The sequence below is a fragment of the Enterobacter cloacae complex sp. IR5458 genome (assembly GCF_049238025.1).
In the GTDB taxonomy this organism is placed as follows: domain Bacteria; phylum Pseudomonadota; class Gammaproteobacteria; order Enterobacterales; family Enterobacteriaceae; genus Enterobacter; species Enterobacter kobei.
The window spans coordinates 12,317-24,260 of sequence record NZ_JBMKIF010000029.1 but is presented as its reverse complement, the minus strand read 5'-3'; the positions used below and the strand labels follow the sequence as shown (position 1 = coordinate 24,260).

The window sequence follows — 11,944 nt, the reverse complement described above, 5'->3', positions numbered from 1 at the left end:
GAGGGGAGAGGGAAGGTTTACTTCAGTGCCTTAAAAATGCGTATTCACACTCATATACCACGTGCGACCCGGCTCATTATACGTATACGCTCCCGCACCGTACATATACGCGCCGGTGGTGGCATTCCCCGTGGTTTGGGCATTACCCGCACGCCACTGGCGCTTGTCGAAGACGTTATCCACGCCGCCGGTCAGGCTGACGTTTTTGGTCACGTCCCAGGTCGCGCTCAGGCCAACGATGCTGTACGGGCTAACTTCGTCTTTCTCAGACCCGCTCACCGGTTCACCCTTGTAGTTGTACTTCTTCGGCTGCTGCTTGCCGTACCAGGTGAAGGTCGACTGCAGCGACACATCCTGATGCACCTGCCAGCTCAGGGTCGAGTTTAGCGTGTACTCCGGAATGATCGACAGACGGTCGCCGGTCTCCTTGTTCTTACTCTGCAGCATGTAAGTGATGTTATTGGTCCAGTTGATCGTGTCGCTGACCGGCACGTTCAGGGAGCCTTCCAGCCCTTCAACCACCGCTTTCGGGACGTTTTCCCACTGGTAAATATCCGTCTGCACCTTACCGGAAGAGGTGTGGCCAATTGGCGCATAGCCCGCTTCAATCTTGTCGCGGTAGTCGTTGCGGAACCAGGTCACGCCCGCCAGCCAGCCGTCGCGTTTCCACTCCAGACCGATCTCTTTGTTGATGCTGGTTTCGGCTTTCAGATCGTCGTTGCCCATCATGTAGCAGCCGACGCCGTCGCCGCTTGCGTAGCAACCCTGGCCTTTACTGTAGAGCAGATAGTTCGGGTTGGTCTGATACAGGCTTGGCGCTTTGTAAGCCCGCGCAATACCCATCTTCAGCGTGAAGTCATCTCCCAGACCTTGCGACAGGTTAAGTGACGGGCTCCAGTTATTGCCGACGATGGTGTGGTGATCGAAGCGCAGGGCAGGGGTCAGCATGGTGCTGTCGGTCAGCTCCATGTTGTTCTCCGCAAACAGGGAGAAAATCTCCGCCGAGGTGTACGGACTACGGTCGTTGCTCATGCCCGGAATGGTGCCGCCCTGCTGGGTTTGCGTGAAGGAGGTCGAATCCTTCATGCGCTGCTGGTTCCACTCGGTGCCCAGGGTCAGATTCTGGTTAACGAGGAAATCAATCGGCAGATTGATTTCGCTGTGCAGCATCATGTCGGCCAGATCGGTGTCGGTGAATTTATCGCTGTTAAACAGACCTTCCGTCCCGCCAGCCAGCCCTTCGCCCAGACGGGAGTTGCGGGTGTGTTCGTACTGCGCCCAGTTGCTGGTGGTAATGCCGTTATCCCAGCCGCCGTTCCAGGTCACCGCGAAGTTCTGGCGATAAATACGGTTGGTCTCTTTGCCGTAGTTTTTCTTCACCAGCGCGTTGTCGTTATTGGTGTTCTGCGTGTCGCCCGCATAAAGGTTGTTCTGGCGGCTATAGCCTGCTTCAAACTCCAGGGACTGCATGGGGGCGAAGTCCCAGCGCACGACGCCGTTGATGTCTTTGTTCTCTACACCTTCACGACCTGCGGGCAGGGTGTTGGCGTAGGCGCCGGTACGGTCAGACTGATGGCCCTGGTTGATGTCCCACGCGTCGGCCTGGGTTTTGTCCAGGTTACCGAACATGCGGAAGCTGAAATCGCCGCCCAGCGGGCCGCTCAGGCTGAAGTTGGTGCGCTTAGTGGAACCTTCATCTTTATGTTCCGGCGCATTCAGGTAGGTGTTCCAGGAGCCGTGCCACTGGTCGTCGAATTTTTTGGTGATGATGTTGACCACGCCACCTGCCGCGCCGTTGCCGTAGCGGGCGGCCGCTGGACCACGGATCACTTCGATGCGCTCGATCATCTCCGGCGGTACCCAGCCGGTATCGCCCCGCGTATCACGCTCGCCGCGCCAGCCCAGACGGATGGAGTTACGGCTGGTAACCGGTTTACCGTCGATCAGGATCAGGGTGTTTTCCGGGCCCATGCCGCGGATATCAATCTGACGGTTATTCCCGCGCTGGCCACTGGTGGAGTTACCGGTGAGGTTCACGCCCGGCATGGTGCGGATGATTTCCGACACGTCGCGCGCGGGCGGGTTTTTACGGATCTCATCGGCGGTGATGGTCGATACGCCCGGCGCCTGCAAATTTTGCTCGGCGGCGGTGATCACCATCGTGTCTTCGTGCTGCGCGGAGGCGGCGTTGTCGTCTGCCATGGCGGGCAGCGCGACGCCATAAATCCCTAAATTGACCAGCAAGGCCAGAGAGTGAATCTTCTTATTCATTGTACGTCCCGCTTTTATGGTTATTCATGAACGCGCTTCCCACAGCGCGGGCATTACGCTATTGCAAATGCAAATAGTTATCAATAATATTATCAATAAAATTTGTCCTGAAACAAAAAAGACTGTTAAACATGAGGTTATAAGGGTGACGGCGTTAACAACGGGCAGTGAAGCGTGGTGGCAGTCGAAAAGCGGGCCTGACTTGAAACCTGAAAACGGTAAATTTCGCGTCACGTTCTGGTGGCGCGATACGAACGGAACGCAGACTTCGTCACCGATTAAACACGTCTGGCTCAATATCACCGGCGTGACCGATCACCATCAAAATGCCCGCCCGCAGTCCCTCAAACGCATCCCGGATACCGACGTCTGGCAGTGGGAGGGAGAGTTCAGTCCCGCGTGGCGGGGGAGCTACTGTTTTATCCCTTCCGTGAATGAAAACGATTTTGCCGACGCGGTGTTTGAAGGCGAGAGTCCGGACCGTATGGCGCTGCGCGAAGGCTGGGGTAAATTGCTGCCGCACGCGGTTTCCGACCCGCTTAACCCGCAGAGCTGGCGCGGTGGTCGCGGTCATGCCGTTTCGGCGCTGGAAATGCCGGGCGCACCCGTTCAGCCAGGCTGGGATCGTCCTGATACGCCCCACCACGCGCCGGTCTGCATTGATTGGGAAAGCGCACGCCTGAAAAACCGCCGCCGAGTCTGGATTTTTACCACCGGGGAGGAAAACCCCGAGCGCCCGCTGGCGGTGCTGCTTGATGGCCAGTTCTGGGCCGAAAGCATGCCCGTCTGGCCCGCGCTGGCCGCGCTTACCCGTGAAGGCAAACTGCCCCCGGCGGTCTATGTCTTAATTGATGTGATTGATACCGCACACCGCAGCCGCGAGCTGCCCTGCAACCCCGATTTCTGGCTGGCGGTGCAGGAAGAACTTCTCCCACACATACAATGCATTGCCCCCTTCAGCGACCGCGCCGACCGTACCGTGGCGGCGGGTCAGAGCTTCGGCGGGCTTTCCTCCCTTTATGCGGGCCTCAACTGGCCGCAGCGCTTTGGCTGCGTGCTCAGTCAGTCCGGTTCCTACTGGTGGCCGCACCGCGGCGCACAGCAGGAGGGGCTACTCATCGGGCAGCTTAAAGCGGGTGAAAAAACCGCACGCGGACTGCGCATCGTCCTTGAGGCCGGGCGCAACGAACCGCTTATCTTCCGCGTGAATCAGGCGATTTACGCCGAATTGCACGCGCAGCAGATTTACTGGCGTCAGGTTGACGGCGGACACGACGCGCTTTGCTGGCGCGGTGGGCTGACGCAGGGGCTGATGACCCTCTGGCAGCCGCTTATTCAATAACGGAGTCTGTATGGAATTCAGCAATCCTTTCGATAATCCGCAGGGACAGTTTGTCATTTTGCAAAACGACCAGGGGCAGTACAGCCTGTGGCCGCAGCAGTGCGAATTGCCCGCGGGCTGGCGCGTGGTATGCGAAGCGCAGTCTCAGGACGTGTGCCAGCAGTGGCTGGCGGAACACTGGCAGACGCTTGAGCCGTCGTATTTTGCGGGGGAAAACGCATGAGCCGTCTTCCGCTTGTCGCCGCCCAGCCGGGTATCTGGATGGCGGAGCAGTTGTCCGCGCTGCCAAATGCCTGGAGCGTGGCGCACTACACTGAGCTAAAGGGCGATATCGACGCGCCGTTGCTGGCAAAAGCCATTGCTGAAGGCATGATGCAGGCCGATACCCTGCGGATGCGTTTTGCCGAAGATAACGGTGAGGTGTGGCAGTGGGTGGATGAAACCGTCATGCTGCCGGAACCGTCCATCGTTCGCGTGGACTCTCATGATGCCGCCGTGGTGCTGATGGAAGCCGATCTCAACCAGAACCTGCGCGTCGACAGCGGTCAACCGCTGGCGTTTCATCTGCTGATTCAGGTGGGGGAAGAACGCTGGTACTGGTATCAGCGTTATCATCACTTAGTGGTAGATGGCTTCAGTTTCCCGGCGATTACCCGCCAGATTGCCGCCATTTATGCCGCATGGAAAAAGGGCGACCCCACGTCGCCATCTCCTTTTTCACCCTTCGCTGAGGTGGTGGAAGAGTATCAGCGCTATCGTGAAAGCGAGGCGTATGCACGCGACGGTGACTTCTGGGCAGCGCAGCGCAGACAGCTTCCTCCTCCGGTCTCTCTTTCTTCCGCGCCGCTGCCGGGGCGCGCCGCGACAACTGACATCCTGCGCCTGAAAATCGTCGCCGACAGCAGCGCGTTTAGCCAGCTTGCGCAGGCTGCAGGGCAGGCTCAGCGTACCGATCTGGCGCTTGCGCTGGTCACGCTGTGGCTGGGCCGCCTGACCGGGCGTCTGGACTACGCCGCCGGGTTTATCTTTATGCGCCGCATGGGCTCCGTCGCGCTGACCGCAACCGGACCGGTGCTCAACGTCCTGCCGCTGGCGGTGAATATCGATCCGCAGGAGAGCCTGCCTGGGCTGGCGCTGCGTCTGGCGAGCCAGCTGAAAAAAATGCGCCGCCATCAGCGCTACGACGCGGAGCAAATTCTCCGCGACAGCGGTAAGGCGGCGGGTGATGAAGCCCTGTTTGGCCCGGTGCTGAACGTTAAGGTGTTCGATTATCAACTGGAACTCGACGGCGTAGAGGCCATCACCCACACGCTGGCGACCGGACCGGTGAACGATCTCGAGCTGGCCTTGTTCCCGGACGAGCGGGGCGGATTAAGCATTGAAATTCTCGCCAGCAAACAGCGTTACGATGAAACAACGCTGAAGGGCCACGTCGCGCGCCTGAACGCGATGCTGGTGCAGTTTGCCGCTAACCCGGACCTGCGCTGTGGGGAAGTGGAAACCGTGTCAGAGCAAGAGTACGCGCAGCTTGCGCGCATCAATGACACCGGGCTGGCGCTACCCTCCACCACGCTCGCGGAGCTGGTGGCGGAACAGGCGAGCAGGATGCCGGACGCCCCCGCGCTGGCGGATGCGCACATCGAGCTGAACTACCGCCAGATGCGCGAGCAGGTGGTCGCGCTGGCAAACCTGCTGCGCGAGCGCGGCGTGAAGCCGGGCGACAGCGTGGCGGTGGCCCTCCCGCGTTCGGTATTCCTGACGCTGGCCCTGCACGGCATTGTGGAAGCCGGCGCCGCGTGGTTACCGCTGGACACCGGTTACCCGGACGACCGCCTGCGGATGATGCTGGAGGACGCAAAGCCGTCCCTGCTGATTACCACCGATGAGCAGCTTCCGCGCTTTAGCGAACTGCCCATAGCTACGTTTAGTTACAACATGCTTTTGCCTGCTGCGGGTACTGAGCCTCTGCGCGTGGCGAAACCGGAGCAGACGGCGTACATCATTTTTACCTCGGGTTCAACCGGGCGTCCGAAAGGGGTGATGGTTGGGCATACCGCCATCGTTAACCGCCTGAAGTGGATGCAGAACCACTACCCGCTGACAGCGAATGACGTGGTGGCGCAGAAAACGCCGTGCAGCTTTGACGTCTCGGTCTGGGAGTTCTGGTGGCCGTTTATCGCCGGGGCGAAGCTGGTGATGGCCGAGCCGGACGCGCACCGGGACCCGCAGGCGATGCAGAGCTTCTTCGCCCGGTATGGCGTCACGACGACCCACTTTGTGCCGTCGATGCTGGCGGCGTTTGTCGCCTCGCTGACGCCGGAAAACGTCGACTGCTGCAGGACGCTTAAGCAGGTGTTCTGCAGCGGCGAAGCGCTGCCGACCGGGCTGTGCCGCGAGTGGCAACAGCTCACCCGTGCGCCGCTGCACAACCTCTACGGCCCGACCGAAGCGGCAGTGGACGTGAGCTGGTATCCGGCGTTTGGCCCTGAGCTGGCGGCCGTTGAAGGCAATAGCGTGCCGATTGGTTTCCCGGTGTGGAACACGGGGCTGCGCATTCTGGATGCAATGATGCGCCCGGTGCCGTTCGGCGTGGCGGGGGATCTGTATCTCACCGGCATTCAGCTGGCGCAGGGATATCTGGGGCGTCCGGATCTCACCGCCAGCCGCTTTATCGCCGACCCGTTCGCGCCGGGCGAGCGGATGTATCGCACCGGTGACGTCGCCCGCTGGCTGGATAACGGGGCGGTAGAATATCTGGGCCGCAGCGATGATCAGCTAAAAATTCGCGGCCAGCGTATTGAGCTGGGCGAAATCGACCGGGCGATGCTGTCGCTGCCGGACGTGGCGCAGGCCGTGGCGCATGCCTGCGTGTTCAACCAGGCGGCGGCAACGGGGGGTGATGCCCGCCAGCTGGTGGGATACGTTGTCTCCGAATCCGGTTTACCGCTGGATCGCGATGCGCTGCTGGAATCGCTTAAGGCGCAGCTTCCGCCGCATATGGTGCCGGTGGTGCTGCTGCAACTCAGCGCGCTGCCGCTCAGCGCGAACGGCAAACTCGACCGCAAGGCGCTGCCGCTGCCGGAGTTGACCAGCAAAACCACCGGACGCGCGCCGGAAACGGACACCGAAATCGGCGTGGCGCAGGCGTTTGCCGCGCTGCTGGGTTGCGAGGTGAACGATATCGAAGCCGACTTCTTTGCCCTCGGCGGCCACTCGCTGCTGGCGATGCGGCTGGCGGCGCAGCTCAGCCGCACGTTCGCCCGCAAGATCACGCCGGGGCAGATTATGGTCGCCTCGACGGTGAGCAAGCTCAGTGCGCTGCTGGACTTAAAAATGAACGACGAGCAGGCGCAGCGTCTGGGGCATGAAGCCGTTCTGCCGCTGCGTGAAAGCCATGGCCCGACGCTGTTCTGCTTCCATCCGGCGTCCGGTTTTGCCTGGCAGTTCAGCGTGCTGGCGCGCCACCTCAGCCCGCGCTGGTCTATCACCGGCATTCAGTCTCCCCGACCGGAAGGGCCGATGCAGCAGTGTGCGGATCTGGATGGGGTGATTGATCATCACCTGAATACGCTGCGTAAGCAGCAGCCGCAGGGGCCGTATTATTTGTTCGGCTATTCCCTCGGCGGCACGCTGGCGCAGGGGATTGCCGCTCGTTTGCGCGCGCAGGGTGAAGAGGTGGCGTTCCTTGGCCTGCTGGATACCTGGCCACCGGAAACCCAGAACTGGGCGGAGAAAGAGGCCAACGGCCTCGACCCGGCAGTGCTGGCGGAAATTGAGCGCGAGCGGCAGGCGTTTATCGCTGCGCAGCAGGGGCAGGGCAGCAGTGAACTGTTTGGCGCCATCGAGGGCAACTACGCCGATGCGGTGCGCCTGCTCACCACGGCGCACAGCGCGCGGTTTGACGGCAAAGCGACGCTGTTTGTCGCCGAGCGCACGCGCACGATGGATCCGCAGGTCGCCTGGGCACCGTGGGTGGCGGAGCTTGAGGTGCATAGCCAGGATTGCGCCCACGTGGATATCATTTCGCCGCAGGCGTTTGAGAAGATTGGGCCGGTGTTGAGGGAAATGTTGGGATAGTGCAAATGCCCGGTGGCGCTGTGCTTACCGGGCCTACGGGAGCTGAATGTAGGCCGGGTAAGGCGTAGCCGCCACCCGGCAGTTACCGCCGACCCAATGGAACCACCAGCGGCGTCCCCGCCACCGGATCGTCAATAATCATGCAGCGCATACCGTAGATCTGCGCGATCAGATCCGGCGTCACAATCTCCTTCGGCGCGCCCTGCGCCACAATCTCACCGTCGCGCAAGGCAATCAGATGCGTCGCGTAGCGGCACGCCTGGTTCAAATCATGGAGCACCGCCGCCAGCGTATACCCTTGGGTGCGGTTCAGCTCGCTCAGCAGCTCCAGCAGGTCAATTTGATGGCTGATATCCAGCCACGTTGTTGGCTCGTCCAGCAGCATAATGGAGGTTTCCTGCGCTAACACCATCGCAATCCACGCGCGCTGGCGCTGGCCCCCGGAAAGGGTATCGACGCTTTGTTGGGCGAGAGCGGTAATCCCCGTCGCCTGCATCGCGCGGTTTACCGCTTCATCGTCCTCTTTACGCCAGCGGGTAAACAGCGGCTGGTGCGGATAGCGCCCGCGCGAGACCAGTTCCTGCACCGTGATGTCCCCCGGCGTGGTGGCGTTTTGCGCCAGCAGCCCGATGCGCCTGGCCACCTCTTTGCTGGCGAAGCGCTGGATCTGCTCTCCGTCCAGAAACACGCTGCCCTGAACCGGGGTCATCAGGCGGCTCAGCGTGCGCAGCAAGGTTGATTTGCCGCAGCCGTTCGGGCCGATAATCGCCGTGAAGTGGCCGTCCGGAATAGCGACGGTTAAATCACGGGCAATGATTTTTTTGCCGTAGCCAAGGGTAAGGTTTTCGCCGCGCAAGCGGGTTGTTGTGTCTGTCATTTCTTGCGTGACTCCTGAACGAGCAAGACGATGAGGTAAATCCCGCCGAGGCTGACGGTTACCACGCCCACCGGCAGTTGATAAGGCATAAACAGCCGCTGGGCGCAGAGATCGGCGGCCAGCAGTAACAGCGATCCGCACAGCGCCGCCTGGGTTAATCCCCAGCGCGCGGTGCCGCTAAGACGCCGGGCGATGTGCGGGGCGACAAGCGCAATAAAAGATATCGGCCCGGCGATGGCGGTGGAGGCGGCGGTCAGAATTACGGCCACCAGCATCAGCATCAGGCGCGAGCGCTCAACGCTCACGCCCAGCGCGCAGGCGCTGTCGTCGCCCATCTCCAGCAGCCGCATGCGGCGCACCAGCAGCAGCGCGCCGATAAACATCAGCAAAATCAACGGCGCGGCGGGCCAGGTTTTGCCCCACGTCAGGCCGTTGAGTGAACCGGCATACCACAGCCCGGCGGAGATCGCGGTGTCCAGCGTGGCCTGCAGTAACAGCCAGGTGTTAAAGGCCATCAGCATGGCGCGCACGCCAATACCGATGATGATCAGGCGGAAGGTATCGATGCCGTTGCGCCAGGCAAGGAGCCAGATAACCAGCGACGTCAGAATACCGCCCGCCATCGCCGTAAAGGTGATGGCTGTCAGGTGCTGGCCGAACAGCACCATCGCCACCAGTACGCCACTCCAGGCTCCGGTATTCAGGCCCATTACGTCCGGGCTGCCGAGCGGGTTGCGCATCAGCGACTGGAAAATCGCGCCGCTGACCCCGAGCGCTGCGCCCACCAGAATCGCCATCGCCACCCGCGGCAGTCGCCATTCGGTGACCACCAGGGTGATATTGCGCGGGGCGCTGCCCGTGAGGGCGTGGAAGACCTGCACGAAATCGAGCGTGACCGCACCGCTTTGCAGGCTCCAGACCGCCAGCATAACCGTGGCGATAACCAGCAGAGATACGCTGGTTATTAAACGACGGGACAGAACCCTCATGCGCCACCTCCGCGTCTGCGTCGTACCAGGACGATCAGCACCGGCGCGCCGATAAAGGCGCTGACCACCGAAACCCGCAGTTCGCCTGGCACCAGTAGACGCCCGAGCACATCTGCAAACAGCAGCAGGGCCGGGGTGGCAAGCAAGGTGACCGGCAATGACCAGCGGTGATCGGCCCCCACCAGCCAGCGCGCCATGTGCGGCATCATCAGGCCGATAAAGGCAATCGGGCCGACCACGGCGGTCGCGCAGCCGCACAGGACGGTGATGGCGAGCAGGCCAACCAGCTGCGTGCGCGCCACGCGGTTGCCGAGTGAGGTCGCGGTGTCGCTGCCAAGACTGAGGCTGTTGAGCGCCCGGCTTAACAACAGCGCCACGGCGGCGGCGATAATGACCGGGAGCGCAACCACTTTCAGCGTGTCGAGAGTACGGATATCCAGCGAGCCGGCCTGCCAGAAGCGCAGCTGGTCGTAGACGTCAGGGTTGAGCAGGGCGATGCCGTTGGATAAGCCTTCCAGCACCGCTGCGAGCGCTACGCCAGCCAGCGTCAGGCGTACCGGGCTTAGCTGTCCGCCGCCCTGGCTGCCGGTAAACGCGACCACCAGCGAGGCGGCCAGCGCGCCGCAAAAGGCCATCACCAGTTGCTCAGAAGGTGACGTCAATCCGAACAGCGACGCGCCGAGCACGATGGCAAAGCTGGCGCCAGAGTTCACGCCGAGAATGCCGGGGTCCGCCAGCGGGTTACGGGTGAGGGTTTGCATCAGGGCCCCGGCAAGACCGAGGGCACCACCGGCCAGCAGTCCGGCGAGGGTTCGGGGCAGACGAGCGTCTAGCACGATAACGCAGTCGGCGCTCTGGCAGCTTCCGGAGAGCGCATCGACAATAACGGATGCGGGCAGGGACTTCGCGCCAACCAGCAGACTGAGCGCAATCGCAAGGATCAACAGCAGCAATAATACGGGCACGGCAATGGCGCGCACCGCAGAAGAGGAAAACGACATAGCAACATCCATGATTTGATAATGATAGTGATTATCGTTATCTATCTTATTTGGCTATGTTAGCATGTGCGCCCATGGAATGGGTAGAAATAGACTCAAGGCTTTGTCATGAATCAAAAATCCTGGCTGCTCAACCTCAGCCTGCTCAAAACGCACCCGGCGTATCGCGCCGTTTTTATCGCGCGCTTTATCTCCATTTTGTCCCTCGGGCTTCTCGGCGTGGCGGTGCCGGTCCAGATCCAGGCCATGACGCACTCCAGCTGGCTGGTGGGGTTATCGGTTACGTTAACCGGCAGCGCAATGTTTATCGGCCTGATGGTCGGCGGCGTGCTGGCGGACCGCTACGAGCGTAAAAAACTGATCCTGCTGGCGCGCGGCACCTGTGGCGTGGGCTTTATCGGGCTGTGTATTAACGCTTTGCTGCCGGAGCCGTCGCTGATGGCAATTTACGCCCTGGGGCTGTGGGACGGTTTTTTTGCCTCGCTAGGCGTGACGGCGCTGCTGGCGGCGACGCCTGCGCTGGTGGGGCGCGAGAATCTGATGCAGGCGGGGGCGATCACCATGCTCACCGTGCGCCTCGGCTCGGTGATTTCGCCGATGGTGGGTGGCCTGCTGCTGGCCACCGGCAACGTGGCGTGGAACTACGGGCTGGCGGCGGCGGGAACCTTCATTACCACGTTGACGCTGCTGCGCCTGCCGTTGCTGCCACCTCCGCCGCAGCCGCGTGAGCATCCGCTGAAGTCCCTGATGGCGGCCATTCGTTTTCTGTTCAGCAACCCGCTGATTGGCGGCATTGCGCTGCTCGGTGGTCTGCTGACCATGGCGAGCGCGGTGCGCGTGTTGTACCCGGCGCTGGCGGGCGAGTGGCAGATGAGCGCCTCGGAAATCGGTATTCTCTACGCCGCCATTCCGCTCGGCGCGGCGTGCGGCGCGTTGACCAGCGGTCATCTGGCGCAGAGCGCGCGTCCGGGGCTGATTATGCTGCTTGCCACGCTGGCCTCGTTTGTTGCCATTGGCTTCTTCAGCCTGATGCCGGTGTGGGCGCTCGGGGTGATGTGTCTGACGATTTTTGGCTGGCTGAGCGCCATCAGCTCGCTTTTACAGTACACCCTGATCCAGACCCAGACGCCGGAGGGGATGCTCGGGCGCATTAACGGTTTGTGGACCGCGCAGAACGTGACGGGGGATGCGATCGGTGCGGCGATCCTTGGCGGACTGGGAGCCGTCATGAGCCCGGTGGCCTCGGCGAGCAGCAGCGGGTTAGTGTTAGCCGTTGTTGGCGTGATTTTACTGGCGGTTTTGGTGGAGTTGCGTCGGTTCAGGCAGGAGAGTGCTCCGGTGTGATTTGCCGGGTGGCGGCTGCGCCTTACCCGGCCTACATTTTGCA

At 61.7% G+C, this 11,944-nt stretch carries 8 protein-coding genes; 4 read left to right on the top strand and 4 right to left on the bottom strand.

Annotated elements, in window-relative coordinates; translation table 11 throughout:
* Positions 1-30: 30 nt before the first annotated feature.
* The gene (locus ACOTYN_RS20155; protein WP_332958738.1) at positions 31-2,271 is read right to left on the bottom strand and encodes a TonB-dependent siderophore receptor; all 2,241 of its coding nucleotides are present in this window, start codon (positions 2,269-2,271) and stop codon (positions 31-33) included.
* A gap of 145 nt (positions 2,272-2,416) precedes the next feature.
* Between ACOTYN_RS20155 and fes the strand changes: the two genes are divergently transcribed.
* From fes to entF, 3 genes are read left to right on the top strand one after another with little or no spacing between them, the layout of a single operon-like run.
* Entirely contained in the window at positions 2,417-3,613 is a 1,197-nt protein-coding gene (fes, locus tag ACOTYN_RS20150) for an enterochelin esterase (protein WP_332958736.1), read from the top strand.
* Positions 3,614-3,623: 10 nt separating this feature from the next.
* Complete coding sequence (locus tag ACOTYN_RS20145; protein ID WP_047344421.1) at positions 3,624-3,836, top strand: MbtH family protein; 213 nt, start codon at positions 3,624-3,626, stop codon at positions 3,834-3,836.
* A complete protein-coding gene (entF, locus tag ACOTYN_RS20140) occupies positions 3,833-7,690 on the top strand; it encodes an enterobactin non-ribosomal peptide synthetase EntF (RefSeq protein ID WP_332958732.1) in 3,858 nt (1,285 codons plus the stop codon). The genes ACOTYN_RS20145 and entF overlap by 4 nt, the downstream gene beginning before the upstream one ends.
* A gap of 82 nt (positions 7,691-7,772) precedes the next feature.
* Here entF and fepC read toward each other — a convergent pair whose 3' ends face one another.
* From fepC to fepD, 3 genes are read right to left on the bottom strand one after another with little or no spacing between them, the layout of a single operon-like run.
* The gene (gene fepC / locus ACOTYN_RS20135) at positions 7,773-8,567 is read right to left on the bottom strand and encodes an iron-enterobactin ABC transporter ATP-binding protein (protein ID WP_047027593.1); all 795 of its coding nucleotides are present in this window, start codon (positions 8,565-8,567) and stop codon (positions 7,773-7,775) included.
* Positions 8,564-9,556 carry an iron-enterobactin ABC transporter permease gene (gene fepG, locus ACOTYN_RS20130; RefSeq protein ID WP_047027592.1) on the bottom strand — a complete coding sequence of 331 codons (993 nt, stop codon included), beginning with the start codon at positions 9,554-9,556 and terminating at the stop codon, positions 8,564-8,566. The genes fepC and fepG overlap by 4 nt, the downstream gene beginning before the upstream one ends.
* Positions 9,553-10,557 (bottom strand): Fe(3+)-siderophore ABC transporter permease, encoded by a 1,005-nt coding sequence (gene fepD / locus ACOTYN_RS20125; protein ID WP_023332355.1) that lies wholly within the window; start codon positions 10,555-10,557, stop codon positions 9,553-9,555. The genes fepG and fepD overlap by 4 nt, the downstream gene beginning before the upstream one ends.
* A gap of 108 nt (positions 10,558-10,665) precedes the next feature.
* Between fepD and entS the strand changes: the two genes are divergently transcribed.
* Positions 10,666-11,901 (top strand): enterobactin transporter EntS, encoded by a 1,236-nt coding sequence (gene entS / locus ACOTYN_RS20120; protein WP_014882948.1) that lies wholly within the window; start codon positions 10,666-10,668, stop codon positions 11,899-11,901.
* Positions 11,902-11,944: the final 43 nt, after the last annotated feature.

Bases quoted from the DNA above. Each gene is read 5' to 3' on its own strand.
- ACOTYN_RS20155 (WP_332958738.1), bottom strand. From the start codon at position 2,271: ATGAATAAGAAGATTCACTCTCTGGCCTTGCTGGTCAATTTAGGGATT.
- ACOTYN_RS20145 (WP_047344421.1), top strand. From the start codon at position 3,624: ATGGAATTCAGCAATCCTTTCGATAATCCGCAGGGACAGTTTGTCATT.
- entF (WP_332958732.1), top strand. From the start codon at position 3,833: ATGAGCCGTCTTCCGCTTGTCGCCGCCCAGCCGGGTATCTGGATGGCG.
- fepC (WP_047027593.1), bottom strand. From the start codon at position 8,567: ATGACAGACACAACAACCCGCTTGCGCGGCGAAAACCTTACCCTTGGC.
- fepG (WP_047027592.1), bottom strand. From the start codon at position 9,556: ATGAGGGTTCTGTCCCGTCGTTTAATAACCAGCGTATCTCTGCTGGTT.
- fepD (WP_023332355.1), bottom strand. From the start codon at position 10,557: ATGTCGTTTTCCTCTTCTGCGGTGCGCGCCATTGCCGTGCCCGTATTA.
- entS (WP_014882948.1), top strand. From the start codon at position 10,666: ATGAATCAAAAATCCTGGCTGCTCAACCTCAGCCTGCTCAAAACGCAC.